This is a genomic window from Micromonospora sp. NPDC050417, assembly GCF_044458865.1.
In the GTDB taxonomy this organism is placed as follows: Bacteria; Actinomycetota; Actinomycetes; order Mycobacteriales; family Micromonosporaceae; genus Micromonospora_G.
Genome location: NZ_JBITIH010000008.1, coordinates 182656 through 202634 on the forward strand (window position 1 = coordinate 182656; position 19979 = coordinate 202634).

The window sequence follows — 19979 nt, forward strand, 5'->3', positions numbered from 1 at the left end:
CCCGCACGAGCACCGACCTCACTTCCGCCTGTTCCGGAACCCGGTAGGTGGTCGTGCGGACGTGATCTGGAGTTCCCACGAGCCGGTGCGGGGCACGTCACACCGGCACCGGCCCGTCGGTCGAACCGCTCGGACCGGTCAGGTCGGTCGGGTCGGTCGGGTCGGTCAGGCTCCGTCAGGGGAACTCGACGATGTGCATCGCGGCCTCCTCGGCCGACGCGCCGCCACCGTCGATTCCGACATCGCTGCCGATCGACTCACCGTCGACGTCAGGCCCGAACCCCTCGTCCGGGGCGACCAGGCGCCCGGCCCGCAGATCCCCGACCTCGTTGGCATCCAGGAACTCGTCGGCCTCGCGGGAGAGCGCGTCCTCGTCGAGGTCGGTACGGAGCACCGGGCCGTCCCACGGCGTCGCCTGCTCCGGAACCTCCTGGGTGAGCCGCTGGTCGAGCGACTCACCAATGCTCGCCTCCTCGGCGGTCACACCGAAGGCGGTCGAGCCCCGATAGTTCTCCGGCGGGGAGTAGCCCTCGTCGAGCGCGTCGTCGAGCCCTCGGTCCTCCAGCGTGTCCTCCGCCGACAGTTGGCCCTCGTCGTGGGGGAACCAGACGTCCGTCTCGGCCGATCCGTCAGGGGTGGTCATGTCGCGCCTCCTCGCTGCTCATGGCTGGCGGGTGCCGCCGTTGGCGAGCCTAGCCACCTCCTCGCCCGAGTGCCGGGTTCGCGACCGACCGGTACGTCAGTCACCACCACCGGTGATGACGGTGGTGGTGGTCGCCAGGGGTCACGAAACGACCGGTCTCCTGAGTCGCCTCCGGTGCACGGCGACCGCGGCCACGTGGCTTCCGAGTGCGATGGCGACGGCCGCCGGCAGGAAGTCGCGCCACGGATCCGGTAGTCGATCTCCGACGACCAGGTGGCCGAGCGCGAGGCAGGGAAGCATGGTCACGCCGAAGGCGAGCACGGCACGGAGCCGGTAGCCACGCAGGACGATCGCGCCCAGCCCACCGGCCACGGCGTTGGCGCAGACGAATCCGAGTCCAGGCCAGTTCATGACGTCCACGACCGTGGCCATCACGAGTCCGAAGCAGAAGCCGAGGAGGGCCAGGCTGCCGACGACCCTCAGGTCATCACCGAGCGTCCCCGGTTCCTCGTCCATGCGATCCAGTATGGACATGGACCAGGTCGCCGGGCGCGTCCGCTCGGGGGCCGGGAGTTCACCCGTTGGGTGGGTCGACCGGCACCCGCGTCCGGACTGCCACCGCCCCGCTTCTTCGCGCTGTCCCGCTTCATCTCCGCTGTCACGCTTCTTCGCGCTCAACGAACCGGGGATGAATGGGGTTACGCCGGTCATAGCAACCTGATCGACCAGCTTGTAGGGACCATTCGGGTCACACCGGACTCAACGGAAAAAGCAGGGCTGAATGGTGGAGCCACGAATCCGTCGAACGGGCACCCGACAACAACAAGAGGGTATGTCCTTCGACAGGACATACCCTCTTAGTGGTGGGCGATACTGGGATCGAACCAGTGACCTCTTCGGTGTGAACGAAGCGCTCTCCCGCTGAGCTAATCGCCCTCAGCGCGCATGACTCTACCTGATCCGGTCGGCCCCCCGCATCTTCGGGGGTGGCCACCCCAGCGAGCGGGGGCGCCGACTGGGTCTCAGTGGGTCGCGAGGTAGTGGAGTGCGTTGGCGACCAGGTCGATACCGAGGCTGAACTTCAGCGAGAGCCAGACAACCACGCTGACGAAGACCAGGCCGACCGCCCCGAGTAGGAGCCGTACGGGCCAGGACTGCCGGGTCGCCCAGCGGGTCCAGGCATGCACGTTGCGCCGGGTGAAGGTGAGCAGGCGTCGGGCCCAGTGGTATTCGATCGCCCAGACTCCGAGGCCCGCGATCACCAGCAGCCAGCCGGGACCGGGCAACGGGATGAGCGCCAGACCGACCAGCACCACCACCGCGCCGACCACCGCCACGATGATCTTGAGCGCGATCCGGCCGGTCGGGTTGGCCCGGATAATCTCCAGGGCGGTCTGCACCCGCTGCCGAAGACTCCTCGGCTCCGACTCTCGCTCCGCCACCAGGGAGTCGCCCTCGGCGGGCTTCGACCCGCTCTCGTAGGTGACGCGCTCGTCGTCGGACACTTGGTACCTCCGCTCCTCGATCACGGGTGTCGACCCCCCAGCATCGGGCGCACCGCGGTCGCCGTCACCGTTGGTCATTGCTCCATTCAGGAGCATTTGAGGACCATTTCGACCCTCAGTGTCGCCCCGGCCCGTCACTCAACAGGACGACTGGACGTTACCGGAGTGAGTCGACGTGTGAACCATCCGGCGCCGGGTGGAATCAGGGACCTGGGTAGAACTGGACATCCTACCTAAATTTTCGATTTTGAGCGGCGTTTGGGGACCCTCTTCCCACTACTGGGTGAGATCAGCGTATGGCGGAGCGTAACCAGGTTCATCGCCTGAGGATGGGAAAAGCGGGGCACGTACGCCCCGCAGCGGTGCCGGGGGGAGAACGTCCATGAGTGTCATCCGACCGACGACAGTCGAGGTCGAGACGTCGTTAAGGCTCGTCGCACCTGATGCCACCGCGCTGCCGGTGCGCGCCAGTCTGCGCTACGACCCAGCCGACCCGTACGCGGTCCATGTCCTGTTTCATGCCGAATCTGCCGGCGGCGAAGCGGTCAGTTGGTCCTTCGCCCGAGAGCTACTCGTCACCGGGCTCGACGAGCCCGCCGGAATCGGCGATGTCCGGGTGTGGCCCTGGGCCACACCGCGCGGAGACTTCGTCGCGCTCGCCCTTTCCTCACCAGACGGGAACGCACTGTTCGAGGTGCCCCGGAGCGTCCTGGTCAGGTTCCTGCGGCGGACCTACGTGGTCGTGCCCCGGGGTAGGGAGAGCGAACACCTGGACGTCGATGCCGCGGTCAACCGGCTGCTCGCCGGTCGCTGAACGGCAGGGACAACAGCGGCGCCGCGCGGACCTGCCGAGTCCGCGCGGCGTCGGCCTACCCTGACCCGGCACGTACGGCCCGGGGTGAGGTTGCAGGGCATGCGACGTTGTCGCCTGGATCGTGCCGATCGGTCAGCCGTGGGTCGTCATGCCACCGTCGACCGGAATAACCGCACCGGTCAGGTACGCGCCGGCGCGGGAGGCCAGGTAGATCGCCGCCCCGGCCATATCCTCTGGTCGACCGATCCGGCCGAGCGGCACCTGGTGTTCGATGGCCGCCCGGGTGTTCGGGTCATTCAACGCGAAAGCCATCATCTTGCTCTCGAACGGACCGGGCGCGATCGCGTTGACGGTGATGTGTTCCGGGGCCAGTTGGTGGGCCAGGCTCCGGGTCAGCATGTGCACCGCCGCCTTGGTCGCCGCGTAGGCGTAGACCTCCATCGAGGGCACCCGGATGCCGTCGATCGACCCAATGTTGATCACGCGGCCCGGGTCGGCGAGACTCGCCGAACCGCGCAGCGCGGGCAGCAGTGCCGTGGTGAGGCGGAACACCGCCTTGACGTTCACCGCCCAGAGCTTGTCGAAAGCGCTCTCCGGGTACGCCTCCAGCGGCGCACCCCAGGTGGCTCCGGCGTTGTTCACCAGCACGTCCAGCGCGGGCACCCGAGCCGACACCAGCTCGGCGAGCCGGTCGGCGCCCTCGGCGCTGGAGAGGTCGGCGGGGATCGACTCACAGGTGCCGAATTCGGAGAGCCTCCGCGCCACCTCGTCACAGACGTCGGCGCGACGAGAAGAGATGATCACCGACGCGCCCGCCTCGACGAAGCCCTGGGCGATCATCAACCCGATCCCCCGCGAGCCGCCGGTGACCAGCACCGTCTTGCCCTCGACCGAGAAGAGCCCCGGCATGCGCACCTCTCCCGGGAATCGTCGTTTGTCACTATTGTGACATCGCTAACTCATCCGATACCGTTCGGAAACTTAGTCGCGGTGCCACCGCCGGGGCAACCCTTCGGACCCGCCCGTCCCTCGGGTCCGGCTGGTCCCCGGCGGTGTCCGCTCCCCCGCCGTCGCCCCGCGCCAACGTCGGGCGTTGACCATGCTCTGGTCCAGCAAGGACGGCCCCGGACCGGGCGACCGGGGCGTCGACCACAAGCGTCGACGGACCTCGCCGACCGGCGGGGCGGGACGGGACGGGACGGGTGCCGTTTGACGCGCCTCGACGCCGGGTACCCAGCGGATGCTCGGCTCTCCAGGAGGATGACGCGATGAACGACGCGGTTAGCCTGATCCAGCAGGACCACCGGGTCCTGGAGAAACTCCTCCACCAGCTTCGGGATCCCGCCGTCGACCGGGTAGCCGTGGTGGAGGAGGTCCGCGCCCGGCTGGCCGCCCACCGGCGCGCCGCCGAACAGGTCTATCCGCTGCTGGCCGGGGACGACCGGGCCGCCGACCAGATGCCAGATCTGGCTACCGCCGAGGAACGGCTTGAGGCACTGCGCGCGAGCGACCCGAGCAGCGACCGGTTCGACGGGGCACTACGCGAATTCAGCGAAGCCGTCGCCCAGCACATCCAGACGGAGGAGACCGAGGTGCTGCCGGAGTTCGCGATCGACGACGACCCGAAGATGCTGGAACGGGCCGGCGCGGCCTTCGACGACCACCGGGTCGACGAACTACGGGTGTACGGCATCGACGACCGCACGCCGGGTCACTGACCACGACGCGGCCACAGAACCACTTCGGCACGACCGCGATGGCCGGCAGTCCAACTACTGGTCCCATCCGGTCACTGTCTGAAATCAATCGGACACGCGTCGGCGCGCTCGGATGCGCGGGGCCTGAGCTGCGGCTACCGTCAGGCGGATGGTCCGTTTCGGTCAGACTTCCCAGCCCACGGCCGGGTCCGCCCTCACACCACGATGGGCGCGCATCGGCACTTCGACCCTGCGTGAGTTGTCGACCGAGTCCGGACCGAGACGGCCCGCGCTGCTCGACCACCATCTTCTGCTCCTGGTGACCGTCGGGCACGGCAGCTACGAGGTCGACTTCCAGCCGTACCAGTGCCGACCGGGGACACTGATCCTGGCCCGACCGGGCCAGCTTGTCCGTACCGGCGCACCGGGCGGATGGGACGCGGCGGTCGTCTGCTGGTCCGACGACACCCTCGACCGACTCACCCCCGGCAGCCTGCCGCTCGGACCCACCCACTGGCAACTGGCCGGCGAGGACCAGGATGCGGTGATCAATGAGGTGAGCCAACTGGTGGTGGACTGTCAACGCCACCGGGGCGGCCAGCTCGCCGTCGACCTGCTGCGCCACCAGCTCGCCGTGCTCCTGCTCCGACTCGCCCTGCTTCCCAGCGGGACGCCCGCGTCGCCGGTCGCACCGGCAGCGGAGGACGCGGACCCGTCGGCTACCGCGGAGAACGGCACGTACCAGCGGCTGTGCCGGGAGATCGAGGCGCACTTCCAGGACACCCGGCGGGTGGAGGACTACGCCGCCCGGTTGGGCTGCTCGGTGCGTACCCTGACCCGCGCCTGCCTCGCCGAGACCGGCCGTAGCGCGAAACAGCTGGTCGACGACCGGGTGGCCTTGCAGGCACGGCGACTGCTCGCGGCGACCGACGAACCGATCGCCGAGATCGGGCGGCGGCTCGGCTTTCCCGAACCGACCAACTTCGGCCGCTTCTTCCAGCGTGAGGTGGGTCAGAGTCCAGGCGCCTTCCGGACCGGGCTGGGCCGGACCATGGTTCACGTCGGCGACGGGTCGGAACTCCCCGAGACGGCTGGCAACGGGACCAGCGGTCCCGACCGGCCCACGGTCACGCCACGGGTGCCGGGACAACGTCCGGTCGGGCCGCAGCTCCTGCTCGGTGCGCCACCGCACGCCTCGGTTCCCGGATAGCGCCCGCCCCGCCTCCATCCAGACGCTGGTTACTGGCCGCGAGCCTGTCCCAGAGGGAGGGGCGGCGAACGGGCATGATGGTGTGGTGCAAATATCCGCGCGCGGCGACTACGCGGTCCGGGCGGCGCTGAGCCTCGCCTCGGCGTACCCGTCGCTGATGTCGGCCCAGGCCATCGCCCAACAGCAGGACATGCCACGCAAGTTTCTCGAAGCAGTCCTAGCGGACCTGCGTCGCGCCGGCATCGTACGGGCACAGCGCGGCGCGGAGGGCGGCTACACCCTGGCGAGCCCGCCCCGGGAGGTCAGCGTCGGCGCGATCCTGCGAGCCGTCGACGGGCCACTCGCGGGCGTACGGGGACTGCGCCCCGAGGAGACCCAGTACGAAGGTGCCGCCGAGAACCTGCCCCGGCTCTGGATCGCGGTCCGGGCAGCGGTTCGTGACGTGGTCGACGAGGTGAGCCTGGCCGAACTGGTCAGCGGACGAATGCCGGCCCACGTACGGAAGCTGACCACCCGGCCCGACGCGTGGCAACCACGCTGAACCAACGGTCGGGGTGCCGATCAGGTCGGTAGCCGGCCCGTCGGGCGCCCGTCGGCCGGCTGCGTTCAGGACCGTCGCAAGAGGACCGGCCAGGTTTGGCCCGGGAGCGAGCAGGGAACCCTGGACCTGTCCCCCGACATCCACGCACCTACGAAGGGAGCACGGCCATGGGCCTGATGTTCCGGAAGCGCAAGAAGTTCGGTCCGCTGATCCTCAACTTCACCGAAAACGGCTTCTCCTCTTGGAGCATCAAGATCGGCCGCTGGTCGTGGAACTCCCGGGCCCGCGCGCACCGCGTCGACCTGCCCGGCCCGCTGTCATGGAAGCAGGACAAGGCGCGACACTGACCGAACGACCCGAGCGGGGTGCCGGCCAGCGGGTCGGGCACCCCGCTCTATATGTCCGCTCCACCTCGGAGCCGCCCCGGTCCTACGGACGGTCAGCCGACCAGGGCGGCCGACCCGGGAGGCGTGACCGGCGGTGACACCAACTCGATCACGACGTCGCCGCCGAGCCGGCCGTCGACCGGGTCACGGCGTACCAGTCCTGAGCCGAGCAGGTCGAGCAGGGCCCGGTTCGCGTCTCCCGCCCGGTAGACCGTCTGCCCGGCGGTGAACTGGCGCAACTCGCTCACCGAAGACCGGCCCACAGTCCCGAGCCGGGCCAGTAGACGTCGTCCCAGCGGCTGCGGGTCCGGACTCGGCGTCAACGGCAGTGGCTCTCCGGGCACATGGGGATCCCGGTAACGGACCCGCGAGTCGCCGCCGACGGCCCAGAGCCCGTCCTTGAATGCCTCCAGTCGCTTGCCGGAGGACGTACCGAAGACCAGCAGCCGAGGCGGGATATCCGGCGTACCGATCAACTCGACGTCCCCGACCAGGGAAAACCCGGCGTCCGAGAGCACCTCGCGGTGGTCCATCTCAGTCCGCGCCGGACCACCGAGCACCATCAGCACCTCGGCCGGTCGCCCCGCGGTGACCGCCGCGACCGCCGCCCGGTCCGGTGCTGGTCCCCGGCTCGCGTCCAGCACCGCCAACAGTGGCGCCCCGGCGGCACCGGCCGCCTTGAGCGCCACCGGCAGCCGGTCGAATCCACCGGGTACGACGTACACGTTCATCTCCGCCGGCAGCTCGGCCTGACCGGCACCGAGCCGACCACCCAGGTCGCCCGGTTGCGCGGCGAGCACCACGACGGTCAACCGCTGTCCCCGCCTCGGCTGGCCGGGACCGGAGAAGACCCGCAGCGCCGCCTCGACCGTCGCGCTGTCTCCCCCCGGGTACGCGTACACCAGGGTGGCGCGGCGCCCGGGGGCGGACATCGCGCCGGGGGCCCACTCGGCGACCCCGGAAACGAGCAGGTCACGCAGGACATCGGTGATCGGGTCGGGATCCATGCTGTCGTTGTACCGTGCCGATCGAGGCGGTGTCACATCCGCCCCGCCCCGCGCCGGCCGGGTTCACCGGTCGGCTTCGTACGCCCGCCCCGTCAGGCCGGTACGGAGATGCCCACTCCGCCGCGTGTCTGCCCGCCGTACCGCTGCTTCTCCCGGGCGAGGTCGAGCCGGCCGATCCGCTTGCGCGCGGCGAGCGCCGCGTCGTCGAGCCGGTCGGCGGGGACCAGCCAGACCACCTCGAACTCCAGCCCGTCCGGGTCGTGGGCGTAGAGGCTCTTGGTGGTGCCGTGGTCGGAACTGCCCGCGAGCGCACCAGCCTCGGCGAGCCGGGCGGCGGTCGCCGACAGCTCGTCGAGGGTGTCGACCTCCCAGGCGAGGTGGTAGAGGCCGACCGTGGTGCGCCCGGCGCCGGACGGTCCGGCGTTGCCGCCGATCTCGAACAGGCCCAGGTCGTGGTCGTTGGTGGAGCCCGGGGCCTGGAGGAACACGGCTCCGGAGAAGTTGTCCGGCGTCATCGGGACGGGCTGGAAGCCGAGCACGTCGCGGTAGAAGGCAACGCTGCGGGCCAGATCGCTGACGAAGAGTACGGCGTGGTTGAGGCGGTGGATACCCATGTGCCCACGGTAGCGCGAGATAGTTGAACGTTCAACCATCGGAGTTATGCTCTACCTCATGACCCGCTGGCTCGATCCCGAGGAACAGCGCACCTGGCGGACCTTCCTCGCCGCCAGCCAGGCGCTGATGGAAACGCTCGACCGGGAGCTGCAACAGGACGCCGGCATGCCGCACGCCTACTACGTGATCCTGGCCCACCTCTCCGAAGCCCCCGACCGACGGCTACGGATGAGCGAACTGGCCGAGCGGGTGGGCTCCTCGCGCAGCCGGCTCTCACACGCCATCGGGCGCCTTGAACAGTTCGGCTGGGTCCGGCGCGAGGACTGTCCCACCGACCGCCGAGGCCAGCTCGCCGTCCTGACCGACGAAGGCTTCGCGGAACTGGCCGCCGCCGCGCCCGGACACGTCGAGGGAGTACGCCGGCATCTGTTCGACCCGCTCAGCCCAGCGCAGATCGACCAACTGCGGCGAATCAGCGAAGCATTGGTCGACCATCTCGACCCGAAACGTCCAGCATCATGACCAAACTGCCCCCCATCCACCTCTTGTACTGAACGTTGCTGGACCAGCACGATGGGACGTGTCTCCCGGCTTCGGCGATCTCACCCCCCAGGCGCAACAGCTCGTGGCCGCCGGCGACCTGGCCGGCGCGCAGGAACTCCTCAGCGCCGCCCTCAACAGCGCCGATCCCAGACCGGCACACGCCTCACCGGAACTGACCGAGGCAGCCGGGCTACAGGCCAGGGTGCTGGTCGCACTCGGCGAACCCCACTCCGCCCGGGGTTGGGCCGCGTTCGCGTACGCCGCCGCCACCCGGCTCCACGGCCCGTCTGACCAGCGTACGGTCGCCAGCGCGGCGACCCTCGCCGCCGTACTGCACCGGGTCGGCAGCCACGAACGGGCCGCCCGGCTCTACCGCGACGTCATCATCGAGCTGACCGCCACCGACGGTCCCGAGTCACTACGGGTCCTCGCCGCCCACGCCGACCTGGCCACAGTGGAGTACGCCCAGGGTGAGTGCCAACTCGCGCGCAACCGGCTGGAGGACGCCTGGGAGCTGCACCGCGAGGTGTACGGCGACGGCCACCTCAGCGGCATCCGGATGCTCGCCCGACTCGGCTCGATGCAGCGCGACTGCGGGCACTTCGCCGAGGCACACGAACACCTGGCCCTCGCCCGCGAACTGTGCCGCGAACACCTTCCCGCCGACCACCCGCTCGCCGTGCAGGTGGCGGCACTTGCCCGCGCGGCGGCGAACCCGGACCACAGTTGCGCCGACGGGGAGTCCACCGAGCCGGACCAGACGCCGGCCGGCCACCTCGACCCCGCACCGTCCACCGCTACCGACCACTTCCCCGGGCCGGACGGCTACCCGACGCCCGCCGACGCCTACCCCGCCCCGGACGGCTACCCGACGCCTACCGACGCCTACCCCACCCCGGACGACCGCACCGCCCCGACCGGCGCCCACGTCGCACCACAGCACGACTACCCGACCCCCGCCACCTCGTATGCGGCCTATCCACCCGCCGCCGAGTCGTCCACCACACCCGTGGGCGGTTACCCGTCGACCACCGAGAACTACCCGTCGGTGGCAGCAGCCAGCGAGCGCTATCCGGCTGCGGCAACACCCCCGGGCGTCGGTCCGCCCGACCCCCCGCCACCAGCACGAATGCCAACGCCCAGGGTGCCTCCGCCCCGCTCGCCGGTGGACCACGGCCCGTTCGGCCCCGGCGCCTCGCCGGCCGACGCCGTCTACCCCGCGTCCGACGAGAGCGCGGTCGAGCATGACAGCCGGTGGTGGCCCCCCGACCGGACCGAACCCGATCCGGGCGACGATCTCGCCGACGACCGCAACGGTTGGACGGCGAGCGGCCAATCGGGCTGGCGCACCGACCAGTCGACCGAACGGGACAACGACTCCTGGGCCCACGAGCCCTCGGGCACGGACTGGAACCACGCGCCGGCCGGCAGCGGTTGGGATCGTGCCCCGGCCGGTGGCGGCTGGGACCACTCGGTCCCCGGTGGCGGTTCCCCGCTGCTCCCCGGTGGCGGTTCCCCGCTGCCGCCCGCCGTACCGAGCATGGCGACCGAACCCGGCGACGACGGGTTCCGCACCCCCGGTACGGGGGGCGCAACCGGCACCCGCCACCTGCCGGAACGACGGCAACAGGCGAAACTGCCGGTCCGGATCTACCAACCGCCGCGCCGGCCGCTGCGGCGGACCCTCCCGGTGATCCTCGCCGGCCTGGTCGTGGTGCTGCTCGGCACGGTTGCCGTGGTCGCCGGTTTCGCGCTGACCAGCGACTCCGACCCGGGCCCGAGTGGACCGGGTCAACCGACCCCGAACGGACCGAGCCCGGGCACGACGCCGCAACAGAGCGCACCGGCCGGCGCGGTCGCCACGCCGCCGGTCACCCCCGGGGCGCCGCCCAGCGGACTCACCCTGCGGGACAGCCGGGACAGTGTCAGCCTCAGCTGGACCTATCCGCCGGGCGCGGAGGGTCCGGTGGTGATCTCGGCCGGGCGGACCGGGCAGGACCCCCGGGCCATCCACGAACTCCCGCCGGGCACCGACAGCTTCATCGTCTACTCGCTGAATCGGAACACCGACTACTGCTTCACGGTGGCCGTCGTCTACTCGGTGGACCTGGTGGGACGGAGCGAACCGGTCTGCACCAAACGAACCGGGGCAAGCTGAGGGCCCGCTGTTCAGCCAACCGGCGGTCGCACGGCCGGTAGCCGTACCTCGACCCGTAGACCGGGGGCGGGAGCCGGGGCGGGTGCGGGGGCCGGGGCGGGTGCGGGGGCCGGGGCGGGTGCGGGGCCGAGGTGAGGGGCGGTGTGGTCGACACCGACACCGACATCGGCCGGCCCGAGCCGGACCGTACCGCCGAGGCGGCGTACCAGCTCACGGACGATGGCCAGGCCCAGCCCGGCTCCGCCGGCATCCCGGGTCCGTGCGTCGTCCAACCGGGTGAACCGGTCGAAGACCCGCTCCCGGTCGCTCTCCGGGATACCCGGACCGTCGTCGGTGACGGTCACCCGGTGGAAGCCCGGGTCGGAGCGGTCCGACGCCGCCACGGTCAGCACCACCTCGCCGGCCGCATGCCGTACGGCGTTGTCGAGCAGGTTGGCCACCACCCGGCTCAGCGCGTCCGGTTCCCCCTCGGTCCACGCCGGTACGTCGGTGGGGGTGACCCGCACCGGCGGAGACGGATACCGCTGCGCCACCCCGGTCAGCAACTCCACCAGTTCCACCGGCCCACTCGCCCGTCGCGGCCGGGGGATCCCGTCGTCGGCCCTGGCCAGCAGCAACAGGTCGTCGACCAGGCGGCTCAACCGGTTGGTGTCGGCCAGCAGGTCGTCGGCGACCCCCGCCCAGTCGGTACGGTCGCCGAGGTGCTGCGCCACCTCCAACTGGGTACGCATGTTCGCCAACGGGCTGCGCAGCTCGTGCGCGGCGTCGGCGACGAAAGCGCGCTGTCGGACCCGGGCCGCCTCCAGCCGGTCCAGCATCCCGTTGAGCGTGACCGCCAACCGGTGGATCTCGTCGCGGGACGCGGGTACCGGAAGCTGCCCCGGCCGGGCACCACCGGTGATCTCCTCGGCCCCGGCCCGCAGCGCCTCCACCGGCCGCAGGGTCGCGCCGATCACCCGCCAGGCGACCACCGCCAGCAGGACCAACAGCAGTGGGAACCCGATCGTCAGGACGGTACGCACCACCTTCAGGCTGTGCGTGACGTCGGTCATCGACTTGGCCACGAGTACGGTCTGCGGGTCACCGGGTGGGCCGGCGGGCACCGCGACCACGCGTACCGGGCCGCTCACCCCGAGCTGACGTCCCGGAATGTAGATCCCGGACCGGTCCCGGATACGGGTGATCTGGTCGCGGTCGAGCATCGGCACCAGCCGGTCGGCATTGATGCTGGCGGCGGTGATCCGCGAACGCGCGTCGACCACCTGCACGCGTACCTCCGCCCCGGCCACCGGCAGCGGGTTCGGCAGGGCGTTCTCGGTGACCAGCATGGCGACCGCGTCGGCGGTCTTGAACGCCTCGGTGTCGACGGTGCGCTCCAGCGCGTAGCCGAGCGCCACGACCAGCAGCACTCCGCCGACGGCCAACCCGGCCGCCAGCCCCGCCACCCCGATCACCATCAGCCGCGCCCGCAGGCTCAGGGTAAGGAAGGGCCCCTTCTTATCGCTTTCGGTAGAGGAAGGGGCCCTTCCTAACCGAGGGGGCAGGAGTTGGCGGAGGCTCATGTGTTGGTGAGGCGGTAGCCGGCGCCACGGATCGTCTGGAGGCGGTCCCGACCGATCTTGCGGCGGAGATAACCGACGTACACCTCGACCGCGTTCGGGGCGGTCTCCAGGCTGGCATCCCAGACGTGGTCGAGCAGTTCCGTCTTGGAGACCACCTCCCCGGCCCGGCGCAGCAGATACTCCAGCACCCCGTACTCACGGGCGGTCAGTTCGACCTCCGCGCCGGCCCGGGTCACCCGCCGTCGGGCCGGATCGAGGCTGAGGTCCCCGGCGGTGAGCACCGCCGGACGCTGAGGCGCGCCACGACGCAGCAGCGCCCGGAGCCGGGCCAGCAGCACCACGTACGAGAAGGGTTTGGTCAGGTAGTCGTCCGCCCCGCAGTCCAGTCCGTCGGCCTGGTCGTACTCGCCGTCCTTGGCCGAGAGCATCAGCACCGGCAGCCACTGCTCCTCGGCCCGTAGCTGGCGCACCACCCGGTAGCCGGAGAGCCCGGGCAGCATCACGTCCAGGATCATGGCGTCGTACCCACCGTGGCGGGCGAGGTCGAGACCGGTGACCCCGTCACCGGCGATGTCGACCGCGAAACCCTCCGCCTGCAGACCCCGTTGCAGGGCGGCGGCGAGCCGCGCCTCGTCCTCCACCACCAGCAACCGCACCCGCCAAGGGTGCCACCGTCACCGGCGCGTCCAACACCACTTCTCAGCTCCCGCACAGCACCGGCAGGGCAACATGGGCGGCAGGAGGTACGACATGTCTGTGTTCAAGAACCGCCCGGCGCTGCGCTGGCTGGTGCCGGTCGCCGCCACGGCGGTGGTGATCGGCGGTGGCGCCGCCATCGGTACGCTCGGCGCGGCTGCCGACCCGGCCCTGCCGCCGCGCAGTGCCGCCCAACTCCTGGTCGACCTGCAGACCGCTCAGGTGGACGGTTTCTCCGGCACGGTCGTCCAACGAGCCGACCTCGGCCTGCCCGCCCTGGCCGGCCTCGCCGGCTCCGGCAGTGACCTGACCGCACTGGCATCGGGTACGCACACCCTCCGGGTCTGGTACGCCGGACCGGACCGCGCCCGGGTCGCGTTGCTCGGCACCCTCGGCGAGAGCGACTTCGTCCGCAACGGTGCCGATCTCTGGACCTGGCGCAGCCAGGACAACACGGCCACCCACTACACGCTGCCCGGGACCACCGGGGAGGATCCGAGCGCGGTGACCGGGAAGATCCCGACCGGCCTGCCGTCGACGCCGCAGGAGGCGGCCGACCGGGCGTTGGCCGCGATCGACCCGAGCACCGAGGTGACCGTGGGTCGGGCGGCCACGATCGCCGGGCGGCACGCGTACGAGTTGATCCTGCGTCCCAGGGACACGAGGTCGCTGGTGGACCAGATCCGGGTCGCGATCGACAGCAGGGAACACGTACCGCTGCGGTTCGAGGTCTTCGCCGCCGACACCGAGAAACCCGCCTTCGAGATGGCGTTCACCCAGGTCGACTTCAACCGGCCCGGCGACAGCCAGTTCACCTTCAACCCGCCGCCGGGGACCCAGGTCACCGACGAGGGCAGCGGGCACCCGGAGCAGCGACAGAAGCCGCAGGGCGAAGCGGCACCGGACGGGCTGAGCACGGTCGGCACCGGCTGGACCACCGTCCTGGTGGGGCGCCCGCCGACCGGGACCCCGAGCGGTACGGCAACCGGCGACACCGCTGCCGGGGCCGTCACCGGAGCCCCGGCTGAGTTGGCGGACGGCCTGCTCGACGCGTTTCCGAAGGTGAACGGGGACTGGGGCAGCGGCCGACTCTTCACCACGAAGCTGGTGAACGTGTTGCTGCTCGACGACGGCCGGGTGCTTGCCGGCGCGGTCACCCCGCAGCGCCTGTACGAGGTGGCCAAGGGCCTGAACTGATTCCGGCCCGGACCGCCACGGTCCGGAGCTGATCGGCACCAACCGCCGGTCGGTGTCGCCCCCACGGGCGGCGCCGGCCGGCTTTTCGGTTCGGAACGGGCGGCACGGACCGGGACGCGGAGATCCCCGCCGGGTGGGGTCGATAATGGTTGCCGCCGACGATGCCGAGCCGCGCTCCGGCCGAGAGGAAAATGGCCGGAGCAGGCGGTGCTGCGCTATGTTCGTCATTTGGGCACAAAAAAAGAACGACAGATAAATGCCGTTCTCGGAACACTATAGCTAATGGGGAGAAGGTTTGTCAAGGTACTCCGGCACCTCGGATGACCAGCACGCCGACGAGATCGGGCGGGAGCAGGAGTACGTCTCCATGCTCTACGGCCGGCTCGACCGGCTGCGCGACCAGGCCGCACAACGGCTCGCCGGGCAGCTTCGCACCGTCGGCGGCACGCCGCAGGCCCGCTCCCAACGGGACAGCACCATCGCCATGTACGCCGAGCAGGTCGACTCGTACGGCGCGGTGGAGAACGGCCTCTGCTTCGGGCGACTCGACGTCGAGGAAGGGGCGCCCCGCTACATCGGGCGGATCGGCATCTTCGACGACGAGGGCGAGTACGACCCCCTGCTGATCGACTGGCGGGCACCGGCCGCCCGTTCCTTCTACCTCGCCACCGCCGCCTCCCCGGACGGAGTCCGGCGCCGTCGGCACATCCGTACCCGGTTCCGCAAGGTCGTCGGGATCAATGACGAGGTGCTCGACCTGGACGCGGCCAGGACGACCGAGCACGAGGGACTGACCGGCGAGGCGGCGTTGCTCGCCGCGGTCAACGCCCGCCGTACCGGGCGGATGAGCGACATCGTGCAGACCATCCAGGCCGAGCAGGACCGGGTGATCCGGGCCGAGTTGCCCGGGGTTCTGGTCGTCCAGGGCGGTCCGGGCACCGGCAAGACCGCGGTGGCGCTGCACCGCGCCGCATACCTGCTCTACACGTACCGCCAGCAGCTCTCCACCCGGGGCGTGCTGGTGGTCGGCCCGAACGCCACCTTCCTGCGCTACATCTCACAGGTCCTGCCGACCCTTGCCGAGACCGGCGTCCTGCTGCGTACCGTCGGCGAGCTGTTCCCCGGGGTCAGGGCGACCCGGAGCGAACCGGCGACGGTGGCCGAGATCAAGGGTCGGCCGGTGATGACCGAACTGCTCGCCGCCGCGATCCGCGACCGGCAGCAGGTACCCGAGGACGGCATGGACGTGGTGGTCGAGCGGGACACCCTCCGGCTGGACCGGCAGACCGTACTCGTCGCCCGGGAGCGGGCCCGCCGCTCGGGTCGGCCGCACAACCTGGCCCAGCCACTCTTCGACATCGAGATCATCCACGCACTGGCCCGCCAGGTCGGCGAGCGGATCGGCGCCGACCCGCTCGGCGGCGAGAACCTGCTGGAGGAGGCCGACCTCGCCGAGATCCGGCGCGAACTGCGCGACGAACCCGGGGTGCAGGAAGCGCTCGCCGAACTCTGGCCGGTGCTCACCCCGCAGCAACTGCTGACCGACCTGTTCGGCTCCGCCGAACGGCTCGCCGCCGCCGGGGCCGAGGTGACCGGTGACGAGCTGACCGAGTCCGAGTTGGAGCTGCTGCGACGGGACCCCGAGGGCGGCTTCTCCCCCGCCGACGTACCGCTGCTCGACGAGAGCGCGGAGCTGCTCGGCGAGGACGACCGCTCCGCGCAGGCGCTGGTCGAGCGGGAGCGGCAGCAACTGATCGAGTACGCCGAGGGAGCCCTGGAGATCGCGCTCGGTTCCCGCTCGATCGACCTGGAGGACGAGGCGGAGGGCGAGATCCTCAGCGTCACCGACCTGCTCGGCGCGGACGAGCTGGCCGAACGGCAGGAGACCGGGGACCGGCTGACCACCGCGCAGCGGGCCGCCGCCGACCGGAAATGGGCCTTCGGGCACATCATCGTCGACGAGGCCCAGGAACTTTCCCCGATGGCGTGGCGGCTACTGATGCGCCGGTGCCCGAGCCGCTCGATGACGGTGGTCGGGGACGTGGCCCAGACCGGCGCGTTGGGTGGGGCGGCCTCCTGGCGTCAGGCGCTCGGGCCGTACGTGGCCGACCGTTGGCGGATCAGGGAGCTGAGCGTGAGCTACCGCACCCCGGCCGAGATCATGGAGGTGGCCGGGCGGGTGCTGGCCGAGATCGACCCGAACCTGGAGCCGCCCCGGGCGGTACGCCGCACCGGCGTGCCCCCCTGGGATCTGCGGGTCGAGCCGGCCGAGCTGGCGGACCGGCTGGTCGAGCTGGTGTTACGGGAGGCCGGCACGATCGACGACGGACGGCTCGGGGTGATCGTGCCGGAGGGTCTCGCCGCCGACCTGGGTCGGGCGATCACCGACGCGGTGCCCGAGGCGGCGATCGGCGAGCACCCGGAGTTGGAGAGCCAGGTGGTGGTGCTGACCGTGCCCCAGGCCAAGGGGCTGGAGTTCGACTCCGTCCTGGTGGTGGAGCCGGAGCGGATCGTGGCCGAGTCGCCGCGCGGGCGCAGCGACCTGTACGTCGCGCTCACCCGCGCCACCCAGCGGCTCGGCGTACTGCACTGTGACGGACCGGGCATCACCGGTCGGTCAGGTGACCGACCCGCCTGACTGGTCACTGGTCGACCCACCGACCGGGGGGCTCATCCCGCCGGTCGTGGCGTCACCGGTGGTGGTCGGAGCCACCTTTCCCTTACCCCGTGGCGGACCGGTCCGGCGGACACTCGCCGGGCCGGCGCTGCCCCCGGTGGTGGTCACCATGCCCCGTGGTGTCCGGGTGGGGCCGCCGTCCCGGAACACACCGGTGTCGGTACGGGCGTCCGCCGGGTCCTGCCAGTCCTCCTGGCGAGCCTCGTGCTCGCCGTCGGTGGGGAGGGTCACCTCGTCCGGTGAGCCGTATTCGCCCCGGCCGACCCGTTCCTGGGCCCGGCGGGTGGATTTCCGTTTCTCGTCGTCTCCGCGCACTTCACACCACCTCGTGGGATGTCATCCGTACCCGTCTGCCTGCCCGAGCACTGCCGGCCTAAACGGTCCGCGCGTGCCCCAGCGCCGGGGAGACCGGCTGACCAGGTTTTTCGTTTGCCCGGAAGTGGGTCGGGTAGCCAGGTGGTGCCGCCCTCACCGTGGGCCGACCGGACTGCGGCCGAGGGGGCGCCGAAAGCCTCATCGAATCCTGAGGAGGAAAAGATGAGTACGCAGACTCCGTCCAGGTCATCGCAGCGGATGTCGGATCAGCCGACGATGAACCGACCCATGTCGGACCAGTACAACACGCAGGGCTCCTACATGCAGGACGACATGTCGAGCCGACAGATGGTCTCGGACCAGCAGATGATGTCGGGCCGGCGTGGTGACCGGAAGCCGGGCAGCGAAACCAAGCCCGCGTTCCTGACAACCGAGTTCTACGTGTTCGTGCTGGCCGTGGGTGGTGTCATCGCCGCCTCGGTGATCATCGGAAATGACAACGCGGGCCTCGACGTGTTCCGGGCCGACCGGGCGTGGTTCTTCATCGCCCTGCTGAGCATCGGCTACATGTTGAGCCGTGGTATCGCGAAGGCGGGTAACTCGTGGCGGCGCGGCGGTAACCGATAAATCGGGTAGCGCCCTGCCGTACGGACTTCCGGCAGCAACCGGAAGCGGGTAACCCCTGAGCATCACGGTGCCGCGGTCGTCAGGTTCTCCCTGGCGACCGCGGCACCATCGTCATCTCGACCGGCGTGCGGGTCTCTCACTCGCCGCCGAAGTCTCCGCCGTCGTCGCCGCCGAAGGCGTCCTCAAGCAGCTCACCGGCGAGCAGACCGCCACCGAAGCCGAGTGCCGCACCGGCGATCGCACCGCCCATGCCGCCGCCACCGTGGCCGTGGCCGCCGTGGAAGCCGTGGCCCTGCTTGGCCCGGCTGCCGTAGCCCGAGATCGTCTGGTTGAGCCAGCCGTCGACCACCCGGAGCCAGTCGACCGACTCGACCCCGGTGTGCTGGACCGAGTAGCGACCGAAGCTGTCGTGGCCGCCGGTGAAGAAGCCACCCCGCTTGTCGCACTCGATGATCACGTCGACGCTGTACTGGTTGGTGACGAAGGTGAGTTCGACCTCGCGTACGACATTCGAGTACTGCGGCGCGGCGAAGAACTCGATCTCCTGGTAGAACGGGAGCGTCTGCTGCACGCCGTGGATGTGGCCGCGCTCCAGGTCGGCGTTCTTGAACCGGAACCCGAGCTGGTTGAACGCGTCCAGGATCCGTTCGTGCACCGGCAGCGGGTGCACCGACACCTGGTCGAGGTCGCCCTTGTCCACCGCCCGGGCGATCGCCAGCTCGGTACGGAGGCCCATGGTCATCCCGTGCAGGCGCTGACCGTAGACGTCGGTGATCGGGGTTTCCCACGGCACCGGGAGCTGGAACGGAATGCTGAGCTGCTGGCCGGCGGCGAGCTGGAGCGCACCGGTCACCGGCAGCCGGTGGAACTCCATCGTGCCGGCGTACTCGCTGTCGCCGGACTCCATCTCGACCCGGGTGACCAGGGAGAGGCTGATGTGTTCGATGTTCGCCGCGGCGTCCCCGCCACGCAGGTTCACCTGACCCTCGAGCACCAGACCGGGGCGGGTGTTGGGGTTGGACAGCACGGTGTCCACGCTCGGCCCACCGACCCCGAGTGCGCTTAACATCTTCTTGAAGACCATTGGCTTGACACCATCCACCGTGGATCGACCTACGACCTACCGAACAGTAGTGGTCGTCCCTGTGAGATCGCTGAGAGCAGCCGGAATGTCACCCGGGCGTGTCCGGACATGAAATCGACTCGGCAGAGGGACCTGTCAGGCCGTGCGGATGCGATGCCAGGGCGGTTGACGGTGTCGACGCCGCTCCTCGACGGCTCAGCCGACCCTGAGGTCGAGCGTGACCGTCTGACCGATGGTCACGGTGGTGGTCTGCGGCGCGGCCCGGACCGCGGAGGCGGCTCCGACGGGCTGGACCTGGAACTCGTACCTGCCCGGCTCCAGGGTCCACTGGAAGGTGCCCTGGTTGTCGGTGGTGACCACCAGTTCCGGGATCGGACGCGCGGGGTTCTCCAACGACCTGGGCGCAACCGCGACACCGGCGACCGGCGAACCGTCGGCGCCCAGGACACGGCCGGTGACGGTGCCCCGGTTGGTGGCAGCCACCGCGTTCGCCGGGTGGCTGGAGGCGGAGACAGGCGAGTCGCCGTTCGGCGAGCCTGGCGCGCCTGGTGTGGTGGCCGACGGCTGGGCGCAGGCGGAGAGCACAGCGACGACGAAGACCACGGAGACGAGTGCACGTGCACGAGTTGACCGCATGGGTAGCTCCTTATAACGATCTGGAGCATCTGACGTACGTGCGGTCGCGTCGGTTCCGCCTCCGCG

The 19979-nt window shown here is 70.5% G+C and carries 21 protein-coding genes and 1 tRNA gene; 10 read left to right on the forward strand and 12 right to left on the reverse strand.

Annotated features, from left to right (window positions below):
• Positions 1 to 175: 175 nt before the first annotated feature.
• The 4 genes from ACIBF5_RS13105 to ACIBF5_RS13120 form a co-directional block, all read right to left on the reverse strand.
• A complete protein-coding gene (locus ACIBF5_RS13105; protein WP_396811149.1) occupies positions 176 to 643 on the reverse strand; it encodes a DUF5709 domain-containing protein in 468 nt (155 codons plus the stop codon).
• A 141-nt stretch (positions 644 to 784) separates the two neighbouring features.
• Complete coding sequence (locus ACIBF5_RS13110) at positions 785 to 1159, reverse strand: hypothetical protein (RefSeq protein ID WP_396811151.1); 375 nt, start codon at positions 1157 to 1159, stop codon at positions 785 to 787.
• Positions 1160 to 1504: 345 nt separating this feature from the next.
• A tRNA-Val gene (locus tag ACIBF5_RS13115) sits at positions 1505 to 1579 on the reverse strand.
• Positions 1580 to 1665: 86 nt separating this feature from the next.
• Positions 1666 to 2226 (reverse strand): TIGR02611 family protein, encoded by a 561-nt coding sequence (locus tag ACIBF5_RS13120; protein ID WP_396811153.1) that lies wholly within the window; start codon positions 2224 to 2226, stop codon positions 1666 to 1668.
• A gap of 304 nt (positions 2227 to 2530) precedes the next feature.
• Between ACIBF5_RS13120 and ACIBF5_RS13125 the strand changes: the two genes are divergently transcribed.
• A complete protein-coding gene (locus ACIBF5_RS13125; protein WP_121159322.1) occupies positions 2531 to 2962 on the forward strand; it encodes an SsgA family sporulation/cell division regulator in 432 nt (143 codons plus the stop codon).
• Positions 2963 to 3094: 132 nt separating this feature from the next.
• Here ACIBF5_RS13125 and ACIBF5_RS13130 read toward each other — a convergent pair whose 3' ends face one another.
• A complete protein-coding gene (locus ACIBF5_RS13130; RefSeq protein ID WP_396811155.1) occupies positions 3095 to 3871 on the reverse strand; it encodes a glucose 1-dehydrogenase in 777 nt (258 codons plus the stop codon).
• A 359-nt stretch (positions 3872 to 4230) separates the two neighbouring features.
• Here ACIBF5_RS13130 and ACIBF5_RS13135 point away from each other — a divergent pair, with 359 nt between their 5' ends.
• The 4 genes from ACIBF5_RS13135 (at position 4231) to ACIBF5_RS13150 (ending at position 6757) form a co-directional block, all read left to right on the forward strand.
• Positions 4231 to 4680 (forward strand): hemerythrin domain-containing protein, encoded by a 450-nt coding sequence (locus ACIBF5_RS13135; protein WP_396811157.1) that lies wholly within the window; start codon positions 4231 to 4233, stop codon positions 4678 to 4680.
• Positions 4681 to 4828: 148 nt separating this feature from the next.
• A complete protein-coding gene (locus ACIBF5_RS13140; RefSeq protein ID WP_396811159.1) occupies positions 4829 to 5869 on the forward strand; it encodes a helix-turn-helix transcriptional regulator in 1041 nt (346 codons plus the stop codon).
• 85 nt (positions 5870 to 5954) lie between these two features.
• Positions 5955 to 6410, forward strand: a complete 456-nt coding sequence (locus ACIBF5_RS13145; protein WP_396811161.1) for an RrF2 family transcriptional regulator — start codon at positions 5955 to 5957, stop codon at positions 6408 to 6410.
• A 167-nt stretch (positions 6411 to 6577) separates the two neighbouring features.
• Positions 6578 to 6757, forward strand: a complete 180-nt coding sequence (locus tag ACIBF5_RS13150; RefSeq protein ID WP_121159317.1) for a DUF4236 domain-containing protein — start codon at positions 6578 to 6580, stop codon at positions 6755 to 6757.
• A 92-nt stretch (positions 6758 to 6849) separates the two neighbouring features.
• Here ACIBF5_RS13150 and ACIBF5_RS13155 read toward each other — a convergent pair whose 3' ends face one another.
• The gene (locus ACIBF5_RS13155; protein WP_396811163.1) at positions 6850 to 7803 is read right to left on the reverse strand and encodes a hypothetical protein; all 954 of its coding nucleotides are present in this window, start codon (positions 7801 to 7803) and stop codon (positions 6850 to 6852) included.
• A gap of 92 nt (positions 7804 to 7895) precedes the next feature.
• Positions 7896 to 8417 (reverse strand): VOC family protein, encoded by a 522-nt coding sequence (locus ACIBF5_RS13160; RefSeq protein WP_396811165.1) that lies wholly within the window; start codon positions 8415 to 8417, stop codon positions 7896 to 7898.
• Between the two features lie 46 nt (positions 8418 to 8463).
• Here ACIBF5_RS13160 and ACIBF5_RS13165 point away from each other — a divergent pair, with 46 nt between their 5' ends.
• Positions 8464 to 8940, forward strand: a complete 477-nt coding sequence (locus tag ACIBF5_RS13165; protein ID WP_396811167.1) for a MarR family winged helix-turn-helix transcriptional regulator — start codon at positions 8464 to 8466, stop codon at positions 8938 to 8940.
• A gap of 58 nt (positions 8941 to 8998) precedes the next feature.
• Positions 8999 to 11119, forward strand: coding sequence for a tetratricopeptide repeat protein (locus ACIBF5_RS13170; protein ID WP_396811169.1), 2121 nt, complete (start codon positions 8999 to 9001; stop codon positions 11117 to 11119).
• 11 nt (positions 11120 to 11130) lie between these two features.
• Here ACIBF5_RS13170 and ACIBF5_RS13175 read toward each other — a convergent pair whose 3' ends face one another.
• Positions 11131 to 12576: a sensor histidine kinase gene (locus ACIBF5_RS13175; protein ID WP_396811171.1), complete on the reverse strand. Its 1446-nt coding sequence runs from the start codon at positions 12574 to 12576 to the stop codon at positions 11131 to 11133.
• A 101-nt stretch (positions 12577 to 12677) separates the two neighbouring features.
• Positions 12678 to 13337: a response regulator transcription factor gene (locus ACIBF5_RS13180; RefSeq protein WP_396811173.1), complete on the reverse strand. Its 660-nt coding sequence runs from the start codon at positions 13335 to 13337 to the stop codon at positions 12678 to 12680.
• 94 nt (positions 13338 to 13431) lie between these two features.
• On the opposite strand from ACIBF5_RS13180, the gene ACIBF5_RS13185 reads away from it, so the two are divergent.
• Positions 13432 to 14574, forward strand: a complete 1143-nt coding sequence (locus ACIBF5_RS13185; RefSeq protein ID WP_396811175.1) for an outer membrane lipoprotein carrier protein LolA — start codon at positions 13432 to 13434, stop codon at positions 14572 to 14574.
• Between the two features lie 295 nt (positions 14575 to 14869).
• Positions 14870 to 17212: a HelD family protein gene (locus ACIBF5_RS13190; RefSeq protein ID WP_396811177.1), complete on the forward strand. Its 2343-nt coding sequence runs from the start codon at positions 14870 to 14872 to the stop codon at positions 17210 to 17212.
• On the opposite strand, the gene ACIBF5_RS13195 is transcribed toward ACIBF5_RS13190, so the two are convergent.
• Positions 17192 to 17566 carry a hypothetical protein gene (locus ACIBF5_RS13195; protein ID WP_396811179.1) on the reverse strand — a complete coding sequence of 125 codons (375 nt, stop codon included), beginning with the start codon at positions 17564 to 17566 and terminating at the stop codon, positions 17192 to 17194. The two genes, ACIBF5_RS13190 and ACIBF5_RS13195, sit on opposite strands and share 21 nt — an antisense overlap.
• A gap of 222 nt (positions 17567 to 17788) precedes the next feature.
• On the opposite strand from ACIBF5_RS13195, the gene ACIBF5_RS13200 reads away from it, so the two are divergent.
• Positions 17789 to 18193, forward strand: coding sequence for a hypothetical protein (locus tag ACIBF5_RS13200; protein WP_396811181.1), 405 nt, complete (start codon positions 17789 to 17791; stop codon positions 18191 to 18193).
• A 136-nt stretch (positions 18194 to 18329) separates the two neighbouring features.
• On the opposite strand, the gene ACIBF5_RS13205 is transcribed toward ACIBF5_RS13200, so the two are convergent.
• A complete protein-coding gene (locus tag ACIBF5_RS13205; RefSeq protein WP_396811182.1) occupies positions 18330 to 19277 on the reverse strand; it encodes a sporulation protein in 948 nt (315 codons plus the stop codon).
• A gap of 195 nt (positions 19278 to 19472) precedes the next feature.
• On the reverse strand, positions 19473 to 19913 hold the full coding sequence (locus tag ACIBF5_RS13210) for a carboxypeptidase-like regulatory domain-containing protein (RefSeq protein WP_396811184.1): 441 nt from the start codon (positions 19911 to 19913) through the stop codon (positions 19473 to 19475).
• Positions 19914 to 19979: the final 66 nt, after the last annotated feature.

Coding starts and splice junctions, on each gene's coding strand:
- ACIBF5_RS13155 (WP_396811163.1), bottom strand. CDS start 7,803: ATGGATCCCGACCCGATCACCGATGTCCTGCGTGACCTGCTCGTTTCC.
- ACIBF5_RS13205 (WP_396811182.1), bottom strand. CDS start 19,277: ATGGTCTTCAAGAAGATGTTAAGCGCACTCGGGGTCGGTGGGCCGAGC.
- ACIBF5_RS13140 (WP_396811159.1), top strand. CDS start 4,829: ATGGTCCGTTTCGGTCAGACTTCCCAGCCCACGGCCGGGTCCGCCCTC.
- ACIBF5_RS13210 (WP_396811184.1), bottom strand. CDS start 19,913: ATGCGGTCAACTCGTGCACGTGCACTCGTCTCCGTGGTCTTCGTCGTC.
- ACIBF5_RS13160 (WP_396811165.1), bottom strand. CDS start 8,417: ATGGGTATCCACCGCCTCAACCACGCCGTACTCTTCGTCAGCGATCTG.
- ACIBF5_RS13120 (WP_396811153.1), bottom strand. CDS start 2,226: ATGACCAACGGTGACGGCGACCGCGGTGCGCCCGATGCTGGGGGGTCG.
- ACIBF5_RS13185 (WP_396811175.1), top strand. CDS start 13,432: ATGTCTGTGTTCAAGAACCGCCCGGCGCTGCGCTGGCTGGTGCCGGTC.
- ACIBF5_RS13150 (WP_121159317.1), top strand. CDS start 6,578: ATGGGCCTGATGTTCCGGAAGCGCAAGAAGTTCGGTCCGCTGATCCTC.
- ACIBF5_RS13105 (WP_396811149.1), bottom strand. CDS start 643: ATGACCACCCCTGACGGATCGGCCGAGACGGACGTCTGGTTCCCCCAC.
- ACIBF5_RS13200 (WP_396811181.1), top strand. CDS start 17,789: ATGAGTACGCAGACTCCGTCCAGGTCATCGCAGCGGATGTCGGATCAG.
- ACIBF5_RS13135 (WP_396811157.1), top strand. CDS start 4,231: ATGAACGACGCGGTTAGCCTGATCCAGCAGGACCACCGGGTCCTGGAG.
- ACIBF5_RS13110 (WP_396811151.1), bottom strand. CDS start 1,159: ATGGACGAGGAACCGGGGACGCTCGGTGATGACCTGAGGGTCGTCGGC.
- ACIBF5_RS13165 (WP_396811167.1), top strand. CDS start 8,464: ATGCTCTACCTCATGACCCGCTGGCTCGATCCCGAGGAACAGCGCACC.
- ACIBF5_RS13175 (WP_396811171.1), bottom strand. CDS start 12,576: ATGGTGATCGGGGTGGCGGGGCTGGCGGCCGGGTTGGCCGTCGGCGGA.
- ACIBF5_RS13125 (WP_121159322.1), top strand. CDS start 2,531: ATGAGTGTCATCCGACCGACGACAGTCGAGGTCGAGACGTCGTTAAGG.
- ACIBF5_RS13130 (WP_396811155.1), bottom strand. CDS start 3,871: ATGCCGGGGCTCTTCTCGGTCGAGGGCAAGACGGTGCTGGTCACCGGC.